Annotated in this window: 18 protein-coding genes and 1 tRNA gene; 4 read left to right on the top strand and 15 right to left on the bottom strand. The window is 36.3% G+C overall.

Going from position 1 to position 19,749, the window contains the following annotated elements:
* Window positions 1-10 precede the first annotated feature (10 nt).
* Window positions 11-544 (bottom strand): hypothetical protein, encoded by a 534-nt coding sequence (locus ACQKTA_RS02350; protein ID WP_332581408.1) that lies wholly within the window; start codon window positions 542-544, stop codon window positions 11-13.
* A 169-nt stretch (window positions 545-713) separates the two neighbouring features.
* Between ACQKTA_RS02350 and ACQKTA_RS02345 the strand changes: the two genes are divergently transcribed.
* Together ACQKTA_RS02345 and ACQKTA_RS02340 are read left to right on the top strand one after the other, a co-directional pair.
* Window positions 714-1,664: a Gfo/Idh/MocA family protein gene (locus ACQKTA_RS02345; protein WP_427814043.1), complete on the top strand. Its 951-nt coding sequence runs from the start codon at window positions 714-716 to the stop codon at window positions 1,662-1,664.
* 104 nt (window positions 1,665-1,768) lie between these two features.
* Entirely contained in the window at window positions 1,769-2,362 is a 594-nt protein-coding gene (locus ACQKTA_RS02340) for an FUSC family protein (RefSeq protein WP_427814042.1), read from the top strand.
* A gap of 101 nt (window positions 2,363-2,463) precedes the next feature.
* Here the strand turns inward: ACQKTA_RS02340 and nagA are convergent, their stop codons facing one another.
* Both nagA and ACQKTA_RS02330 read right to left on the bottom strand, forming a co-directional pair.
* Window positions 2,464-3,609 (bottom strand): N-acetylglucosamine-6-phosphate deacetylase, encoded by a 1,146-nt coding sequence (gene nagA, locus ACQKTA_RS02335; RefSeq protein WP_427814041.1) that lies wholly within the window; start codon window positions 3,607-3,609, stop codon window positions 2,464-2,466.
* Between the two features lie 78 nt (window positions 3,610-3,687).
* Entirely contained in the window at window positions 3,688-4,512 is an 825-nt protein-coding gene (locus ACQKTA_RS02330) for a helix-turn-helix domain-containing protein (RefSeq protein WP_332581404.1), read from the bottom strand.
* A 298-nt stretch (window positions 4,513-4,810) separates the two neighbouring features.
* Between ACQKTA_RS02330 and ACQKTA_RS02325 the strand changes: the two genes are divergently transcribed.
* Complete coding sequence (locus ACQKTA_RS02325; RefSeq protein WP_332581403.1) at window positions 4,811-4,996, top strand: hypothetical protein; 186 nt, start codon at window positions 4,811-4,813, stop codon at window positions 4,994-4,996.
* A gap of 58 nt (window positions 4,997-5,054) precedes the next feature.
* Here the strand turns inward: ACQKTA_RS02325 and ACQKTA_RS02320 are convergent.
* The 9 genes from ACQKTA_RS02320 to glgB form a co-directional block, all read right to left on the bottom strand.
* Window positions 5,055-5,138 (bottom strand) — tRNA-Leu (locus tag ACQKTA_RS02320).
* Between the two features lie 15 nt (window positions 5,139-5,153).
* The gene (locus ACQKTA_RS02315) at window positions 5,154-5,339 is read right to left on the bottom strand and encodes a hypothetical protein (protein ID WP_332581342.1); all 186 of its coding nucleotides are present in this window, start codon (window positions 5,337-5,339) and stop codon (window positions 5,154-5,156) included.
* Between the two features lie 80 nt (window positions 5,340-5,419).
* On the bottom strand, window positions 5,420-6,019 hold the full coding sequence (locus ACQKTA_RS02310; RefSeq protein WP_427814040.1) for a hypothetical protein: 600 nt from the start codon (window positions 6,017-6,019) through the stop codon (window positions 5,420-5,422).
* A gap of 95 nt (window positions 6,020-6,114) precedes the next feature.
* Window positions 6,115-7,944 carry a glycoside hydrolase family 13 protein gene (locus ACQKTA_RS02305; protein ID WP_427814039.1) on the bottom strand — a complete coding sequence of 610 codons (1,830 nt, stop codon included), beginning with the start codon at window positions 7,942-7,944 and terminating at the stop codon, window positions 6,115-6,117.
* The gene (locus ACQKTA_RS02300) at window positions 7,925-10,363 is read right to left on the bottom strand and encodes a glycogen/starch/alpha-glucan phosphorylase (protein WP_427814498.1); all 2,439 of its coding nucleotides are present in this window, start codon (window positions 10,361-10,363) and stop codon (window positions 7,925-7,927) included. The genes ACQKTA_RS02305 and ACQKTA_RS02300 overlap by 20 nt, the downstream gene beginning before the upstream one ends.
* A 90-nt stretch (window positions 10,364-10,453) precedes the next feature.
* Complete coding sequence (gene glgA, locus ACQKTA_RS02295; protein ID WP_427814038.1) at window positions 10,454-11,881, bottom strand: glycogen synthase GlgA; 1,428 nt, start codon at window positions 11,879-11,881, stop codon at window positions 10,454-10,456.
* A 2-nt stretch (window positions 11,882-11,883) separates the two neighbouring features.
* A complete protein-coding gene (glgD, locus tag ACQKTA_RS02290; protein WP_427814037.1) occupies window positions 11,884-13,032 on the bottom strand; it encodes a glucose-1-phosphate adenylyltransferase subunit GlgD in 1,149 nt (382 codons plus the stop codon).
* Window positions 13,019-14,164: a glucose-1-phosphate adenylyltransferase gene (locus ACQKTA_RS02285; protein ID WP_332581348.1), complete on the bottom strand. Its 1,146-nt coding sequence runs from the start codon at window positions 14,162-14,164 to the stop codon at window positions 13,019-13,021. The genes glgD and ACQKTA_RS02285 overlap by 14 nt, the downstream gene beginning before the upstream one ends.
* Window positions 14,165-14,202: 38 nt before the next feature.
* Window positions 14,203-16,104, bottom strand: a complete 1,902-nt coding sequence (gene glgB / locus ACQKTA_RS02280) for a 1,4-alpha-glucan branching protein GlgB (protein ID WP_427814036.1) — start codon at window positions 16,102-16,104, stop codon at window positions 14,203-14,205.
* Window positions 16,105-16,502: 398 nt separating this feature from the next.
* On the opposite strand from glgB, the gene ACQKTA_RS02275 reads away from it, so the two are divergent.
* The gene (locus ACQKTA_RS02275) at window positions 16,503-17,057 is read left to right on the top strand and encodes a DUF2179 domain-containing protein (protein ID WP_332581350.1); all 555 of its coding nucleotides are present in this window, start codon (window positions 16,503-16,505) and stop codon (window positions 17,055-17,057) included.
* Here the strand turns inward: ACQKTA_RS02275 and ACQKTA_RS02270 are convergent.
* The 3 genes from ACQKTA_RS02270 to ACQKTA_RS02260 all read right to left on the bottom strand — a co-directional run bounded on the left by ACQKTA_RS02270 (window position 17,054) and on the right by ACQKTA_RS02260 (window position 19,747).
* The gene (locus ACQKTA_RS02270; protein ID WP_427814035.1) at window positions 17,054-17,923 is read right to left on the bottom strand and encodes an alpha/beta hydrolase; all 870 of its coding nucleotides are present in this window, start codon (window positions 17,921-17,923) and stop codon (window positions 17,054-17,056) included. The genes ACQKTA_RS02275 and ACQKTA_RS02270 overlap by 4 nt on opposite strands.
* Window positions 17,924-17,926: 3 nt before the next feature.
* Window positions 17,927-18,727 (bottom strand): DUF1803 domain-containing protein, encoded by an 801-nt coding sequence (locus ACQKTA_RS02265; RefSeq protein WP_427814034.1) that lies wholly within the window; start codon window positions 18,725-18,727, stop codon window positions 17,927-17,929.
* Window positions 18,728-18,817: 90 nt separating this feature from the next.
* Complete coding sequence (locus tag ACQKTA_RS02260) at window positions 18,818-19,747, bottom strand: manganese-dependent inorganic pyrophosphatase (RefSeq protein WP_427814033.1); 930 nt, start codon at window positions 19,745-19,747, stop codon at window positions 18,818-18,820.
* Window positions 19,748-19,749 lie beyond the last annotated feature (2 nt).

The raw sequence follows: 19,749 nt of genomic DNA, 5'->3' as shown, positions 1-19,749 counted from the left end.
AATCCTCTCGTCAATCGTCTAAAGACGTATATGTTTCTGTCAAATTCTCATTGACCCAATCGAGCAGTGCGGTCTGAGTATGTGAACTTGCAATTTGATTTTGGACATGCGCAGGCAAACGAAAGGTCAAAATATCGCTATATCCCCAGGCATCATAATCAATCGTGACTCTAAGATTAATAAAGTCGCGATTCTCTTCTTCATTTTTATTTTTAAATGGAATCATTTCTACTTGTGCCAATCCACTAGCGATCCAACGTTGAGCAACGATCGTTTTCATTTCACGATATTCTGCAACAGCAATCCGGCGCTTTTCAGGAAAAAGTAATGTTTGGCGAATCACTTTTTGGCTTAACATCCACTCATAATCACTAAATAAATTTTTTACTTTTTGATTGGCTTCTGGTGACAGATTATTTTGTCCATCTTTCCATTGTTGCCATTGATTTTGACTGATTCCTAAATAGTCTTGATAAAAATCTTGTTCTGAATGAAATTGTTCAAAAATTGCACTAAGTACTAAATCTAAATAAATTTGATTCACGAAAAATCCCTCCTATAATATTTTATCTAATTTTCTGAAAAAAAACAGTACTATATCAAATCGATTGAAATAATTTAATAATTACTGCATACTTATTGAAAGCGCCTCGTATTATATTAATTATATCAGTAAATAAACAAAATTTTGGCGTATAACAAGGAGGAGCACCATGTCTAAATTACAATGGGGCATTATCGGATTAGGTGAGATCGCCCATCAATTTGCAGCAAACTTTGAGCAAGAAACAAGTATTCTAAGTGCTTGTGCTTCACGCTCATTAGAAAAAGCTCAAACATTTGCTCAACAATACAATATTCCTAAAGCTTATGGTAGTTATGAAGAATTACTAGCAGACGATACCATCTCAATCATTTATATTGCAGTTCCTAATCGACAACATAGTGCTCATATCATGCAAGCTTTAACAGCAGGCAAGCATGTCCTTTGCGAAAAAGCGATTACGATGAATTTGTCTGAATTACAATCTGCGATGGCCTTAGCTGAACAAAAACAATTGATTCTTGCAGAAGCAATGACCATCTTCAATATGCCATTATACCATGAATTGCATTCTTTAATCGCATCTGATCGTTTAGGAAAGTTAAAAATGATTCAAGCTCCTTTTGGTAGTTATAAAGATCCAGATCCGAGCAACCGTTTTTTCAATCCCGAACTTGCAGGTGGTGCTTTACTTGATATCGGTACCTATGCTGTTTCTTTTGCTCGTTGGTTTTTAACAGAGCAGCCTAAAGTTGCAGCTTCTACAATGATCCCTTTTTCAACGGGTGTAGATGAACAATCAGTTTCTATTTTACGCAATTCAAAAGATGAATTAGCTACGATCAGCTTGAGTTTCCAAGCAAAAATGCCTAAAAAAGGTATCGTAGCTTTTGAGAATGGTTATTTGACGATTGATGATTACCCTCGCGCGGATCAAGCAGAATTATTTTTTAATGATGGCACAAAAGAAACGATCCAATCTGGTTTTACCGGCAATGCCATAAATTATGAAATTGAAAATATGGTTGCTATAATCAATGGTGAAAAAACGAATCAATCCTTATTCTTTACTAAAGATGTCATCGATATCTTGGATCAAATGCAACAGAAGTGGCAATAATAATCAAAAAGCTGACAAAAGGGAGCGCTCAGGCGATCCCTTTTGTTTTTTTGTCAATTTTCAGCTAAACTATTTAATATAAAGATGATAAAAGGAGGAGGATTATGCAAATCGGGCGATTTCGTTTAGGAATGCGGACAATCAAGACGGCACTTGCTGTCATGCTTTGTATTTTATTGTTCCATATCACTGATCGCGGCTCTCCTCTGATTGCTGCTTTAGCTGCTGTTTTTTCTTTAAGACAAGATCTAACAACGAGTATTTCCTTTGGTCGTTCCAGAGTATTAGGTAATTCATTGGGGGGACTGTTAGCTATGATTTATTATTATATCCAAGCGTTCTTCCATAATGAATTTTACGTAGAACTATTTCTTCTTCCCTTATTTGTTATCTTGGTAATCGTTTTTTCCGATGGGATAAATAATAATTCAGGAATCATTTCGGCAATTGCAACCATGTTGCTGATTGCTTTTAGCATCCCACAAGGAGAATCAGCTTTATTTGCTCTAAACCGGGTTTTAGATACCTTTATCGGAACGATTATTGCCATCTCATTAAATGGGGTCATCTCTCCTCAAACCGATGAGAAAGAAAAAGAAATCAAAGAAGATTTGGTTGAATTAAAGAAAAAAGAAGCAGAATTAAATAAAAGCTTATATGCTGTGCGCAAACAAATCAAGGATCAATCTCATAAATGAAGATTGATCCTTGATTTTATTTTACTTATCATTCAATATTTTCGATTGATGCTTCAAACAAAAAACTCGACCAAAAATGGCCGAGTTCAAAAAATAGTTGATTATGCGTGATAACGTTCGACACCGTCAAGATATGTTGCAACTAAATCCATTGAAGGATCTAAAACGATAAAATCAGCAGCGCGGCCAGTTGTGATTGAACCACACTTATCATCGATTTTACAACTAACAGCTGGAACATAAGAAGCCATCATAATTGCTTGTTCTGGAGTTGCTAATCCCCAATCAACCACATTTTTAATTGCTTCTTTTAGTTTCAAGATACTGCCTGCTAAATTACCAGATTCTAAACGAGCAGTTCCATCTTTTACTACAACAGGAAATTCACCTAAATTGTAGTTGCCGTCAGGCATTCCGCCAGCCATCATACAGTCAGTAATCAACGCTACGTGATCATGTCCAGCTTTTTCCATCAAAATTTCTGCCGCTTGCGGGTGAACATGATGACCATCGCAAATCAATTCAGAAAAGACATGTTGTAGGGATAATAATGCACCGACCATTCCTGGTTCACGATGATTTAGTCCACGCATACCGTTATAAGCATGAACAAAAACACTTGCTCCAGCTTCGACTGCGTCTTGGGCTTCTTCTAACGTTGCGTTGGAATGACCCAATGAAACAACGACTCCTTCATCAGTCACTGTTTTAACAAATTCTTTTACACCTTTACGTTCAGGCGCCAAAGCGATTTTTTTAATCAAACCACCTGAAGCTTCTTGCCATTCGTGGAATGTATCTAAATTAGGATCACCGAAATAGCTAGGATTTTGAGCCCCTTTATGTTCTTCTGTGAAAAATGGACCTTCAAAATAAATTCCTTGAATTTTTGCTCCATCAACGTCTTGATAAACTTTTCCGATTGTTTCAGCTACATCTTTCAAACGTTCCTTTGATGAAGTCAAAGTTGTTGGTAAAAAGCTAGTGACACCACAAGATAATAATCCTTCTGACATTGCTTTGATACCTTCTGCATCATTATCCATGACATCATGATTTTTATAGCCGTGAATATGTGTGTCGACTAAACCAGGAGCAATCCATTTTCCAGTTTGATCAATGATTTCTGCGCCTTCAGGTTTTTCTTTTGTGTATGTTCCAAAAATGCCGTCAGTGACATCTAGATAGCCGGCTCCTTTAATTCCAGAGTTTAAAAAGAACTTATCAGCATAAATAAATGTTTTCATTTTGAGCTCTCCCTTTATTATTAATGCTTTAAAGTTACTCCTGATTTAAAAATAAGTCAAGAATGGTGTAGACCATTTCTACAAATCTTTAATTTTTTCTAGTGCTCTTAACATTTTTCTATAACCAATCACTGAATGCAATTCTTCCCGTGCTTCCAACATTCTGATTTTCAATTCAATAAGCTCTCTCAATTTGTAATAGCTACACTGTTGCCGATTCCATTTGATTCCCATATCGATTACTTTTTCAGCCAAGTCTAAGCGCTCTTGATTGACTAAAAAAGTACCATAATTAACAAAAAGATTGCTTAACTCACTGCGTTCAGAATAATCTGCCATCATTGAACGAAAAAGCTCATAACTTTGACTATAATAATTTTGTGCATCTGTAAAGCGCCCCAAAACAAAAGACATTTTCCCAGCAAAACTAAGCAGCAAGATCCGGCTGTCAAAATAACCATGATATTTTTTAGACACACAAATGCCCAAACCTTCAACAATATATTCTAAAGCCTGCTCAGGATCTTCATCTACAAAATAAGCGCAAACACCTTTGAAAAAATACATTTGCTGCCGATCCTTATCTAGATGAGTCAGCTGGCGTTCTTCTAGATATTCTAACGTTGCGCGAATTTCAAGATATTTAGCAGTTCGTAAATACATAAACATTTTATTAAAATATTTCCGTAAAAACATTTCTTCTGGTAAAAAATCCACCATCAATTGATCGATCGTAATGCCTAAACGATGACAAAGCTGTTGAATCACAAAAATATTAGGGATCTCTTCGTTGTTTTCGATTCGACTCAATACACTTTGAGAGCAAATTCCTTGAGAAAGATCTTTTTGCGTCATACAGTGTTCTTTTCTGAACTCTTTTAAGACTTGACCGATCGCTTCCATGATTACATCCTCCAAAATATGCATATTCGCATTTCAATACTTTAATTTTATCCGATGATCAGTAGACAAGCAACTCTTGCAATCGAAATATCGAAAAGGATTGAATAAATTTGAGTGTTCTTAAACTGTCTTAAAATCAATTAGAAATTTCATAACAATTGCTTTTTATTTAACATCAATTATTTAATTCTATTTGTTATTTCTTTTAAAAAAACTTATTTCCATTTATAATTAATTTAGAAAGATAAACTATTCAGTCATTCCTTAAAATCAATTAGCATCCCCTCGGAGGATTCCTATGTATCAATATTACAGTATTAGAATAGTTTTAGGTTCTTTATTGATCTTATATGGTATCGGGCTAATTATTTGGACGATCTATCAATGGAAAAAGACTCATGATAATTATTATTTAGAATTATTTTGCGGTTTAGGCTTACTCTTTACGGGTGTTATTGCCATTGCCTTAAAAGTCCTTTCCTAATGTTTTGTATAATTATATATAAAAAGGACAACCTATTTAAAAGGTTGTCCTTTTTGGATACGGCGAATGGGACTCGAACCCACACGGGATCACTCCCACATGACCCTCAATCATGCTTGTCTACCAATTCCAACACCGCCGCTTTATATAAATTTATTTAGACAATTGTTGTATCGTACACATAGATAATGTCGCCATTTAAACCTGCGATACCCCGAAAAAATTTTTTATCTTCTTGTTTACTCCAAATTTCTCGGAACGAAAAAAATTCTGCTCTCGATACTTCGATTTTATCTATTTCATGATCTCTTAATTGCTTAATTTTTTCTTCAAATGGATTCATGGCTCTTTAACTCCTCTTATCATCAAAGCAATAGCTAGGAGGATCAAACAAATAGGCCTCCTAAAGCTATTGACGACTAACTATTCTTGAAAATATTTACTATTTTCTATTTTTGAATTATCTTCTTCCATAATTCCGCGTAATGAGCGGTCCAACCGTTGGCGTGAATTCTTTCTTTCAATTGCAGGTTTTTCAACCTTTTTTTCTGGAGCAAATAAAATATACGAATTCCGTTGTTTCTCCATCCGTTGCATCAACTCACGTGGTGAAATAGCATTCGGATCCTGATCGGGAATCAAAGAAGATGGAACAAAAGTTGGTGCAAAGGGAGTCGCACTGCGACCAGTATTTGTACTAAAAGTGGTCTTTTTTGTTTCTTTAGGCTTATGTTCCTCAAATAATTTTACTTTTTTAGCTTCTGCTCGTTCGTTATGATACATAGGCAAGTTCGCCTTATGCTGATTCAGCTCTCTTCGCGGTTCATCATCTAAAGCCACTCTACGATTTCGTTTAGGCTTAGGAAGTTCCCGGCCAAAAACATCTTTTGCTTCTAATCGATGATTGGTGATCAAATCATCATTGCCATCGAATAAAACTCGCTGACTCGTAGTTGTTAGTTTAACCCCTTGGTCATCATCAAAAGCTGGAAAACGACATTTTTCTCTAGTATAGGTTTGCATACAATCATCCTTATTGTTCTCTAATACCAACTAGTTTAGCACAAAAAGCTAGAAAATGCTTTCGATTTTCTAGCCACTATTTTAAATAAAAAAGATCAAGCATCATATACAAATAAGCTACCTTTAGGAGCAATTATCTCATCCTCGAAAATATTATCAAGAATAGCATAATCCCCTTGATAAGCACGGGGACTAGAGAGCTCACTAACTTTTATTTGTTGTTCTTGATCGGATTGATTAACCGCATAAATAGCATAAGCCTCGTCAGTATAACGAATCACACCAAATATTTTTTGTGTTTCCGAATAAAACGGGAAAAAATTTCCATAATTCAGTACATCATATTCTTTTCTTCGTTGAATCCATTTTTGACAGCTTTCAAAAATAACTGGATCAATTGAATTCCAAGGGAAAATCTTTCTATTTTCAGGGTCTTTGCCACCGGTTAATCCAGCCTCGTCTCCGTAATAAACACAAGGGATTCCTGGCATCATAAACATCAAGCCCCAAGCTTGGTCCAATGCTTTAGTTGAATTACCCAACATTGACAAAATCCGTTCAGTATCGTGTGTTCCGATATTATTCAGTTGATTATAGTAAAAATCTGGCGGGTAATTTTCTTGGTAAAGAATCATTTCTTCACAGATTTCTTTTAATGAACGATCGTCATTCATCAAGTCTAAGATTTGCTGGCGCAACGGGTAATTCATAACTCCCTGCAAATGGTCGCCAAAAACATATTTTCTTCGTGTATCATAGGCCACTTTATTCGAAGCGTCTTCCCAAACCTCGCCAATTAAAATCTTATCCTGATAAGCTGAAAGATTTTTTCGGATTCCGGCAATAAAATCATCCGTCAATTCATCTGCAACATCTAAGCGCCAGCCATCAACACCTAAAGAAGTCCATTTTGCCAGCACACTATCTAAATCACCGTAAATAAATTCTTGATAGCGAGGATTTTCTTTACGAACTTCTGGTAAATCAGCGATTCCCCACCATGCTTTATAATCATCTGGGTAATGATTGAAAGTAAACCAATCAAAGTATTCACTATTTTGATCACGAGCAGCTCCAGAATTTTCTCCATAAAGTCCTGAGATGTTGAAATAGCGGCTATCTTTTCCTACATGTGAGAAGACTCCATCTAAAACAACTGCAATGCCTTCAGCATGCAGTGCTTCAAGTAAGTCCTTGAAATCTTCTTCATTTCCTAAAATACCATCAATTTTAAAATAATCATTGGTGTCATAGCGATGATTGGAGGAGGCTTCAAAAATAGGATTCAAATAGATGGCTGTAATGCCTAACTCTTTGAAATAAGGAATTTTCTTTTGAATCCCTTTTAAATTCCCTCCGTAAAAATCCCAACGAACGATTTCATCTTCTTTATTGCGAATATAAAAAGGTTCATCTTCATCCGTCGCATAAATAAATGAATTTTTCTTAGGATCATTGATTTGACGATCGGGATTACCATTCGCAAAACGATCTGGAAAAATTTGATAAAAAACGGCTTCGCGATACCATTTAGGCGCGACCTCTGGTTTTTGGTAACAGGTTAATTGATATGGGACTACATCATGCTCTGAACCATATATTTTCCCTTCTCCACCTTGGCCATTAAAGCCATAAAACTGAATCGTTTCATAACCCGCTGATTGATGAACGATCTTGAAATAATAAAAGTACAATCCCCAACCTTGATCCATCGGTGTTTCAAAATAAAATCGATCTTCAGATACAGCTTTCATCGGAAACACTTTTTGACCGACATTGCTGCCTTCCTTATGAACAACTAAATAGGCTTTCGACGTTTCTGGTTCAGGTCCCGACAGCCAAATTTTGACTGTCGTTTCTTCCTGAACAGCTCCGAATGGCTGTTTGTATCGTTCTAGCCAAGGATTAAAGTAAATATGCTTCATGTTTTGTCACTCCTCGATCATCGTTATGTGCGAAGACTGGTTCGATTTGCCAAATATCTTCAGCATAACGTTGGACTGTTTGGTCTGAAGAAAAACGACCTGCATTAGCAATATTTCGCAAACTAATTTGCAACCAGCGATGCTGGTCTTTATACGCTTTATCGACACTCATCTGGGCAGTACAATACGCCTCAAAATCACGCAAGACAAAGAATTCATCATTGTATTTAATCAAAGAATCAAAAATTTCTTGTCCTTCAGCCAGAATATTAGGAATGGTTCCATCGATCAAAGTATCTACAACACGTCGGACAGTATTGTCTTTTTCATAGATTGAAGCTGCATGATAAGTTCTATTTTCATAATATTGATATACTTCTGCCTCTGTTAAACCAAAAATAGCAATATTTTCATCTCCAACTGCATCTCGAATCTCAACGTTTGCACCATCTAAAGTAGCAATCGTAACTGCCCCATTAAGCATCAATTTCATATTTGAGGTCCCTGAGGCTTCTTTTGAAGCTAAAGAAATTTGTTCACTGACATCTGCCGCAGGAATGATTCGTTCAGCTAGACTAACGTTATAGTTTTCCAGAAAGATGATTTTTAACTTATCATGAATTGATTCGTCATTGTTGATCAGGCTAGCAGTTTCATTGATTACTTTGATGATCGATTTAGCGTAATGATAACTTGGCGCTGCTTTTGCTCCAAAGATAAAGACTCGCGGCTCAATCGGTAAGTTAGGGTTTTCTTTCAAATCTAAATAAAGCTTGATGATATGCAATAGATTCAACAATTGTCGTTTGTACGCATGCAGTCGCTTGATTTGAATATCAAATATGGCATGCGGATTCACTTCAACACCGCAATGCTCTTGGATGTATTTAGCTAATCGTTCTTTATTCGCTAACTTGGCAGCAGCTAATTTGGTCAATACTTGATCGTCATTTTCATAATTCAATAACAATCTTAAATCACCTGGTGTTTTGCGCCAAGTCTTTCCAATCGTTTCATCTAGAACTTTACTCATCGATGGATTAGCTAATTGTGTCCAGCGACGCATTGCGATCCCATTCGTTTTATTATTGAATCGTGCAGGGTATAACTCATAGAAGTCGTGTAACACAACTGATTTCAATAAATCCGAATGTAATTTTGCTACACCGTTTGTTGAGTGAGAACCAATGATCGCCAAATGAGCCATATGGACTTGATCATTTTGAATAATCCGTGTCCGCTGGATCAAATCAAAATTCTGTACGCCAGTCATTTCGGCTACAAAACGACGGTCAATTTCCTCAATGATTTGATAGATACGTGGACAAACATTTTTCATCATAGTAATTGACCATTTTTCTAGTGCTTCTGCCATGATCGTATGATTCGTATAACTCATTACTTTTTGCGTTAAGTTCCATGCACGATCCCAAGAAACCTTTTCTTCATCAATCAGTAGCCGCATAAATTCAGCGACACACATAGCTGGATGAGTATCATTGATATGGATAGCTACATATTGATTGATTTTATCGATTGGCTGTTTCAACGCTTTGTAGTAGCGTAAAATACTTTGAACACCTGCTGAAACAAAGAAATACTCTTGCGATAAGCGTAATCGTCTGCCCGCTTCATTTGAATCATCTGGATATAAAACGGAGGTCAAATCTTCCACCGCTCGTCTAGCTTCAACACTTCGGTAATTGTCTTCTTCCTCTGCAGGGATTTCTACTGACCAAAGACGCATAGTATTCACGATATTATTTTGATAACCAACCATCCCAGTATCATAAGGAACGGCTCTTACGACCATGCCGCCTTGATAATGTGGTGTTATGTTTCCAGTTTCATCGGATGATAAATAGACATCGCCGCCTAAACGGACGTTGACTGCTTTGCTTTCTTTTCTAACTTCCCACAAATTCCCTTTTTGAAGCCATTCATCTGGTAATTCTACTTGATAGTTATCAACAAAACGTTGTTTGAATAAACCGTATTCGTAGCGAATCCCATTTCCATTTCCCGGCAATCCAGTAGAAGCGATCGAATCCATAAAACAAGAAGCTAATCGGCCCAGTCCGCCATTTCCTAAAGCCATATCCGGCTCTACTTCCGCTAAGTCATCTAATTTGATTCCTAATTCAGAAAGACCTTCTTCAACGGTATCCAGCCATCCCATATTCAATAAATTACTTTTCAACATTTTCCCAGGTAAAAATTCTATTGAAAAATAATAACTTTGTTTTTGTTCTGCATCCCGATAGTCTTGCCATGTTTGTCGCCAATCTTGTGAGTATGCTGAAGTCATCAATGAACCCAACGTTTGATATAGCTCGCTTGGTGAAGCATCTGACACTTCCATCGCAAATTTTTCAGCCAATCGACGACTGAAACATTGTTTAAATTCTTTTTTGTTAATTTTTTTCATCTCCAACCTACTTTTTTAGTTTGACATATTTAAAAAGTCAGAATCCATGGCTCAAAGCCCTAGATTCTGACAATTAGAACCTTACAATTGTTGATACAATGCTAAATATTGTTGACTAGATTCATTCCAACTAAAATCTTTAGCCATCGCTTGTTGCATTAATTCTTGCCAAATTTCAGGGTTATTTTGATACAATTCAATAGCCTGTTTTAATACATTCATCAAATAAAACGGCTGGAAATTATCAAAGCCAAATCCAGTTCCTTTATTAGTAATTGGATTGTATGGTTCAACTGTGTCTCTTAGTCCGCCAATTTCATGAACAATCGGTAGTGTCCCATAACGCATAGAAATAATTTGTGATAATCCACATGGCTCAAATGCAGAAGGCATCAAGAACATATCTACTCCAGCATAGACCTTTTGAGCTAAACTCAAATCAAAAGCAATATTGATACTGGTTTTTTCGGGATATTGTTCTCCAAAATAGCGAAATTGATTTTCAAAATTTGGATCACCCGTTCCGATCACTACTAATTGCACATCGAATTGCATCAAATTTTCCATTTCTTCTAACAATAAGTGGAAACCTTTTTGATACGTTAAACGACTGACGATTCCAACCAATGGAATTTTAGCGTTTACTGGCAATCCTAGGTGTTTTTGGAGCTGAACTTTATTTTCAATTTTTTTAGCTAAATGTTTAGCATCATAATTTTCAAATAAAGCTGGGTCTTTCGCAGGGTCGAACATTTCATAATCGATTCCATTAACAATCCCACTTAATTTACCGCTCTCCATTCGCAAAATAATATCTAATCCGGCACCAAATTCTGCTGTTTTTATTTCTTCTGCATAAGAGGGGCTGACAGTTGTTACCCGATCAGCATAAAGAATTCCGGCTTTCATGAAATTGACACAATCATTAAAGCGAATCGTCCCATCTTCATAACGCTCATTCCCCATTCCGAATAGATCGCCCAAGACTCCTTGATCATATTGACCTTGGAATTCAATATTATGAATCGTCAAGACTGTATGAATCGAATCAAATGCTTGGATCCAACGATATTTTTCTTTTAATAAAAATGGAATAAACGCTGTATGATAATCATTCAAATGCATCACATCTGGAATGAAATTGATCTTTTCCATCAGCTCGATCACTGCTAATTGAAAGAACGCAAATCGTTCACCGTCATCATAATAACCATACAAATCAGGGCGATCAAAATAATACAGATTATCTAAGAAGTAATAATCAATTCCTTTTAAGGATAGATACTTTACTCCACAATATTGTTTTCTCCAACCGACATTGACCTCATAAGAAAACAAATCTTGAATTTGTTCCTTGTACTGATCTGCAATCTTTGTAAAGTAAGGCAAGACAACTTTGATTTCTGTACCTTTTTCTTTCAAAGCTTTAGGTAAAGCACCAGCGACATCGCCTAATCCGCCTGTTTTAAAAAAGGGTGCACATTCTGCAGCAACAAATAATGTTCTCACCTTTACTCGCCTCCGTAAATATCACTCAACACATGGGTATTTTTTTTGACCACTAACGGATGTTCTGCAGAACCTATGATTTTAACGCCTGGTTCAACGACTACATTCTTATCTAGGATCGCATACTTAACGATAGCATTCTCCTGGATTTTACAGTTAGCCATTACGATCGATCCTTCGATTTCGGCATCTTTTTCAATCACAACACTCCGAGAGAACAAAGAGTTATGCGCTTTTCCATCAACTAAACAGCCCGTCGCAAATTGACTGTTTTTAACATCCGAAGTAGCTGAGTAATAGGTAGCTACTTCATTTTTTAATTTTGTATAAACTTTGTGTTTTGAATACAATAATGAAGCAAATTTTTTCGGATCTAGCATGTCCATATTTGCATCATAATAAGATTTAACATCAAAAATATTGCTTAAAAAGCCCGTATATTCATATGCTTGAGTTTTAACTTGACCCATCATTTGATTGAAGAAGTCTAATAAAGCCACTGGTGCACCAGAATTTTGACCTTCTTGTAGGGCAGTCATTAAATGATCTGTACGACAGATAAAGATCTTCATTGAAAGATTCATTAATTCATTATCTGAACGATCTTCTAACGAATTATGATTTCCTGTCACCATCCCTCGGTCATCGACTTCTAAAATTTCATCTTGGTGATAAATTTGATTTCTTGGCATTTTTTTGTAAACAACCGTCAACTCACTATCACTTTGTTCGTGAATTTTTAATACTGCGGTCAAATCAATGTTGCATAGCATCCGATTACCCATAAAGACAGTATATTCAGATTTTGACTTATTCAGATAATCAATTACCGATTCAAAATAAGGACGGCCTTCTGCTTTTCTTTTCAAGAAATCTTGATAAAAATGAATGAAATATCGACTATCGACACTATCTAAATGCCACTCTCGACCCCCACCAATATGATCAAACACAGATTTTGTTTTTCCTTGGTTGAAAAGCATATAGACAGATTTTACATTGGCATTGATCGTGTTTGATAGATTGAAATCGATCAATCGATACTTACAATCGAACGGCAACGTTGCCCATGGTCTTTTTTCCGTTAATGGTAATAATTCAGGACATTCATAAACATTCCCTAAGATCGCACAAAGTTTATTCGCTCTCACTTCTCAACACTCCAATCACTTCTGAATAACCCACTACGGCGATTTCATCAGTTCCTTCAACTACAGCCCCATCGCCGATAATTGCATTTTCACCAATAATCGCTTTTTTGATTTGAACATTTTTACCGATAGTTGCCCCTGGCATAATGACACTGTCGACAACTTTCGCTCCTTCTTTGATCTGAACATCACTAGATAAAATACTGTGCTCGACTTCTCCGGCGACATAAACACCATCCACGACTAGCGAATCTTTCACCTGTGCGGTTTCAGTGAAAAAATGCGGCGGCGAAACCGTATTTTTAGCAGAAACACGCCAAGATTTATCTCGAATATTCAAGCTATGATTCGGGTCGATGAATTCCATATTAGCTTCCCAAAGTGAATCGATCGTTCCCACATCTTTCCAATAGCCTTCGAAACGATACGCAAAAACATTTTCGCCGCTCTCGATATATGCCGGGATAACGTGTTGACCAAAGTCCAACATTTGGTCATCTTTTTTGTAGCTGTTCAATAACATACTACGCAGACGACTCCAGTTAAAAATGTAGATGCCCATTGAAGCTAAATTACTTTTTGGCTGTTCGGGTTTTTCATCAAATTCAATGATTCGATCATGTTCATCAGTATTCATGATCCCGAAACGTGATGCTTCCTCGATAGGAACTTCAATTACAGCGACTGTTAAAGAAGCCTCATTTTTGATATGGTCTTCCAACATTGCTTCATAGTCCATTTTGTAAATATGGTCTCCTGATAAAACCAATACATACTCTGGATCCATTTGATCGATATAATCCATATTTTGGTAAATGGCATGGGCTGTTCCTTCAAACCATTTACTTCCATCATTACTTGAATAGGGTTGTAAAATCGTAACCCCGGAATTCAATCCATCAAAACCCCAACTAGATCCATTGCCAATATGATTATTCAACGCCAACGGTTGATATTGCGTAACAACACCTACATTATTGATCCCAGAGTTAATGCAATTACTTAAAGTAAAATCGATAATCCGATAGCGGCCACCAAAAGGGACGGCAGGTTTTGCAATTTTTTGTGTCAGTTTGCCCAGCCGAGAACCTTTTCCGCCGGCTAAAATCATTGCTAATATTTCTGTTTTCATTTTAATTGATGAAGGCTATTCCTTCATCGACCTCCCCTCTATTTCTTACGTGTGTTGATTGATTCTGGTTTTAAAATAATAGCTCCTAAAGCTGGAACAGTTGTCTGAATCGACTGTTCGTAGTTTTTAAACTGAATGGATTCAGTTTGACAACTATCATTATGTCGCGTCCAAGTTCCCCCGAACTCCTCCATTTCAGTATTCCAAACTTCTTTATATGTTCCCGGATAAGGAACACCAATAGTAAACTTTTGGCGTTCTACCGGTGTCATATTCAAAATAATAATCAGAAAATCTTTTTTGCGTTTTCCTTTACGCATAAATGTTAAAACCGATTCTGAAGTGTTATCCGCATCAATGATCTCCACAGTTTCGGCCGAATCTTCAAGTTCCCAAAGAGCGGTTTGTTCTTTATAAAAATGATTGAGTTCTGATGTGAATTTTTGCATTGAATGATTTAACGGATCATTTAAATCGTCCCACTCAAGCTCTTCATCAAATTTCCATTCTAAAAACTGTCCCCACTCACTGCCCATAAATAATAATTTTTTACCAGGATGTGTGATGAGATACGTATATAGATTACGCAATTGAGCGAATTGTTTATAACGATCGCCCCACATTTTATGCATCAGACTCTTCTTCCCATGAACAACCTCATCATGGGAAAGTGGCAAAATAAAATTTTCTCGCATCATGTACATAAACGAAAACGTCAACAGCGTAAAATGGTCTTTTCGAAGTACTGGGTCCATTTCATAAAAGCGGAGAATATCATTCATCCAACCCATATTCCATTTAAAATCAAACCCTAATGTGCCATTTTCAATCAGGCCTGTTACAGGTGTCTCAGATGAACTCTCTTCTGCGATCATCAATACATTGGGATGAGCAAGTTTGATTACAGCATTTAACTTTTGCAAAAAATAAAAGCCTTCAAAATTACGATTACCTCCTTCATGATTTGGTGTCCAAGGTCCTTCGTCATAATCACGATAGATCATACTAGAAACGGCATCGACGCGAATTCCATCGATATGAAACATTTCAATCCAAAACATAGCACTTGAAATCAGGAAGCTTTGGACTTGAGGTTTTCCTAGATCAAAATTGATTGAGCCCCAGCGGTTATTCTTGGCTCGATCTGGATCAGTATATTCAAATTGCGGTGTTCCATCATAATATGGCAATGTGTCATCATTGATACAATAATGACCTGGAACCCAATCGACTAAAACGCCGATATTATTCAAATGGCACGCTTCAACAAAATCCTGAAATTCTTCGGGTGTCCCATAAGACGAACTTAAAGCAAAATAACCAATTAATTGATATCCCCAAGAACGGCCTAGTGGATGTTCCATTAGAGGCATAAATTCTATATGTGTGTAATTCATTTTTACTAGATAGGGAATCAATTCTTCTTTTAAATCAGCAAAACTATACGGCTCTCCATTTTCATGTTCTTTCCATGAACTCGCATGAACTTCATAAATATTCATTGGTCGCTTAAATTTGTTGGAACGTTTATTGCGACCAATCCATAAGCCATCTTTCCATTTTTTTGCTGGAAACTCGTAAAGCTCTGCAGCAACCCCCGGTCGTTTTTCAAAGCGTACTGCAAAAGGATCAATCTTATAGACTTCACGTCCGTCTACTTGTTGAACCTTAAATTTATAGAGGTCTTTTTCTTTTGCATCTTTACAGTGAATTTCCCAAATACCGCTTAACTCATCTTTTTCCATTAGATGTCCTTGCCAGTCATTAAAATCTCCTACTAAGGAAACTTGCTGGGCATTGGGTGCCCAGACACGAAAAATGTATCCTTCTTTTTCTTTATGCGCTCCTAAAAATTGTTGGACATAGAAGTTCTCACCGGATAAAAATTTGGTGCTTGCTTCATTTGATAAATCAATTATTTTGTTTATATTTTCTTTCATGAGAACCACCTTTTCGCAAAATATTCAAGCGCTTTAGATTAGAAACGGATGTGCAAAATCTAATAATATACAATTATTTCGTTCTATTATAATAACACAAACGCTTAAAAAACAATTGATTGAGCCATCGTTAATTTTTTTGTTTATTATTAAAAGCTCTCATTAATATTATAATATAATAAGAATTAAAAAAGAAGCACAAATTATATTATATCTAAAATAATTTTTTCTCTCGTAAATAAATAACTATTATTATTATTATGTTTTATTTTCATAACTATAGTTATCATCAACTTACCTTTCGTTCTATTTGCCTTTTTATCAAATAATCGGTAGGCTTATATTAAATATTTTTGTTCGATTGACATTTTCTACTCATTTAAAAAGGAGGTACTCTTTTGATCGATTTAAAAATGTTAGCGATGATCTTTTTTATCAACTTAGCTTACGTCACCCTTAATACGATTCGTTTTATGTTAACCATTAAAGGATATCGTGTATTGGCTCCCATTTTAAGTATGATTGAGATCACGATTTATATTTTAGGCCTTTCACTTGTATTGAATCGTTTAGATAATCCGATCAACCTTTTCACTTACGCTTTAGGTTATGCCATTGGAATTAGTATCGGGATTAAGATTGAAGATAAATTAGCATTAGGTTATATTATGGTCACCGTTATTCTCCCCACAAATACCAATAAAGAAGGTAGCTTGCCTCGTGTGTTACGTGACAAGGGATATGGGGTTACGCAATCGTATGGCGAAGGACTCGAAGGAGATCGGATGGTATTAGAAATTTTATCACCTAGGAAAACCGAACGGACGCTTTACGCCTTAATCAAAGAAGTTGAGCCACGTGCTTTCATCATTTCTTATGAACCAAAATATATTTCTGGCGGATTTTGGACTAAAAAAGTTCGTAAGAGACAAAAAAACAGCTCGAAGGCTTAACTTTGAGCTGTTTTCTTCCATATAAATTGAATTAATTTATTACGCAATTTGGCACTTTTTGTAATCGCAGAGTGACCCCCACTTTTTCCAGTAACGGTCATTTCTTGATAACTATGAGCATGCTTTTGAAAAAGATTCCGTAAAGCAAAAGCACTGTGGGTGGAAACAGAACCATCACTCTCAGAGCCATCTTTTAAATCACCAGCAATCGCTAGCACATTTAAATTATGTGGTAATTGATTCATTGCCCGATCAAAGTATTGATAGATTGGTGTTTCTTCACTAGGGCCCTCTGCTGTTAATTCAGAAGCAAAGACTTCATCTGTTTCTTCTGCTATCTCTAGATCATTGAACGGAGCTGCGATTGCCACAAAACGATCCGTGATCGGTGTTTGACCATCTGCGTATTCCAATAAATACCTTAACGTCGAGACACCACCCATCGAATGACTGATAAGATTTACATGACGAACTTTTTGTTGGTACAAATAGCGCATAACATTATCGATCCACTCACTTTGGGTGACTTCATCTGTTACATCTTTAGCAAAAAGGACCATAATCGTTGGATTATCATTTGTATTCTTTAGTTTACCTTCGACTTTAAGCGAGCCATCTGCTTGAACGACGATTGTCATTTCGCGTTTGGCCACATTTTCTTTTTCTAAACGAACTAAAAGCGGACCAAAAGAAAAAGAACTCCCTTCATATCCATGTATAAAAACCGTCGGAACGTTAGAATAATGGATATCTTTTCGTTCCGTAAGTGTCCCTGGGCTAAAGTACCGCAAGCGTGTATAAAAAATTCCTCCGCATACCAACAAAAAACCAACGATCAAAATCAATCCTTTGATAAGTCTTTGCATCTACTACGCCTTCTTTTTAATCAAATAAGTAAAACTTTCTCGGTCTCCTAACAATCTTTCCGCTAATTCATGTGCAAAAAAGAAGTCTGAAGTTTCCGCTGTCCATTCTTGTTTTCCAATCAATATTGGCTCTTCAACAACCGGGATAGCCATTTGCCACTCCGGTTCATTTACAACTACACCGCTGGCTAACAAGCTTTCTAAAAAGATCGATGCTCGTCTTGGTGCTTTACCTTTAGAGATCCGTTCGATCAATAAAGTCAATTGATTGGTGAAAAATTCACGATTGACATCGCCTAGCAGATGAGATAATTCTGGATATTTTTGAGGTTGATCGATTTCAGCAAAGTAATTAGGCAATGTCTTAGCTGAACTATTTTGTTTATTGATTGTAACAATATCAAATTGCGAATGTTCTAGTCGTGTACAAAACGGCATTGAAAATCCAACCATTAAAGTTGCTGAAACCGACTTCGATAATAGCCCTTCAGCTAGCCAAACCAATAACTCATCCTCAGAATATTTTTTTGTTTGCTGCTCTATAAATGCCTGAACTGTTTGAGTTGCGGGATACGTTTGGATAGCTTCCAGTTTCAATTGATAACGCCGATATTCTCTGGAAATAATCTCACTAGCAATCAACAGCTCAAGTTGTTTATCTAAATGTTTATTTTCAGGAAATTTTTGACGAATCGTACGTAAAATCACCGGTTCATCTAGATCAAAAAAATAAGTTATTAATGCTTGAATTTCTGTTTTTTTTAATTCTTGGGACAACTTTTTATCATCTGTATATATTTGCATGCATATTGCCTTTCCAATAGGTAAAATAAAATTTTTTTATATTTATCGAAAAAAGTGGACTTCAAGAGTCCACTTTTCCAACTAAAAAAATTATTTTTCAAAAGCTTCCGTTAATTGAGGAACAATTTGTTTTTTACGTGATACTACACCAGGTAAAAACGCACGATCATTTGTTAATTGAACACCAAAAGCTTCGGTCACTTTATCTCTTGGTTCACCAGCAACCAACAATTCAGAATCTGAATCTAAAACATTTGTGACTAATAACAAGAACAAGTCGTAGCCATTTTCAACATTTGCTGATAGCATTGCGTCGCGCAAAGCATCTTGACGAGCAAATACTTCATCTAGATCAACTGTATTTACTTGTGCGATCCGAACCGTCTTATCAGCCATTGGGAATGATTTAGCATCTAAATCCAATAATTCAGCTTCTGTTTTTGTTCCTAGATTCGTTCCAGCTTTTAATAAATCTAAGCCATAACTGTTCAAGTCAACACCGGCAAGCGCAGCTAATTCATTCGCTGCATCGATATCTTCTTGTGTACATGTTGGTGACTTGAATAATAATGTATCTGAAACGATAGCTGATAACATCATACCTGCAATTTTAGCAGGAACAGTAATACCTTTTTCTTTGTACATTTTTAATACGATCGTTGATGTACAACCTACTGGTTCTGCACGATAGTATAAAGGATTTGCAGTTTGGAAATTTGCGATTCGATGATGGTCGACTACCGCTAAAATATTTAATTTTTCAATATCAGAAACGCTTTGTTGGAATTCATTGTGATCCACTAACATGATATCATTTGTTTCATCCGCAATAGCAGTAACTACACGGGGAGCTGTCAAACCAAAGTGGTCTAATGCAAATTGTGTTTCTTCGTTTGGCGTGCCTAAAGCAACTGCTTCAGCATCTACACCTAACTCTTTTTGTAAATTAGCAAAAGCAATCGCTACTCCGATCGCATCTGTATCAGGATTTTGATGTCCGAAAATTAAAACTTTTCCCATAG

It is taken from the genome of Enterococcus sp. 22-H-5-01 (assembly GCF_050310005.1).
Lineage (GTDB): Bacteria > Bacillota > Bacilli > Lactobacillales > Enterococcaceae > Enterococcus_A > Enterococcus_A hailinensis.
Note: the sequence above shows the minus strand (reverse complement) of the source record. Positions and strands in the feature narration are given on the sequence as shown.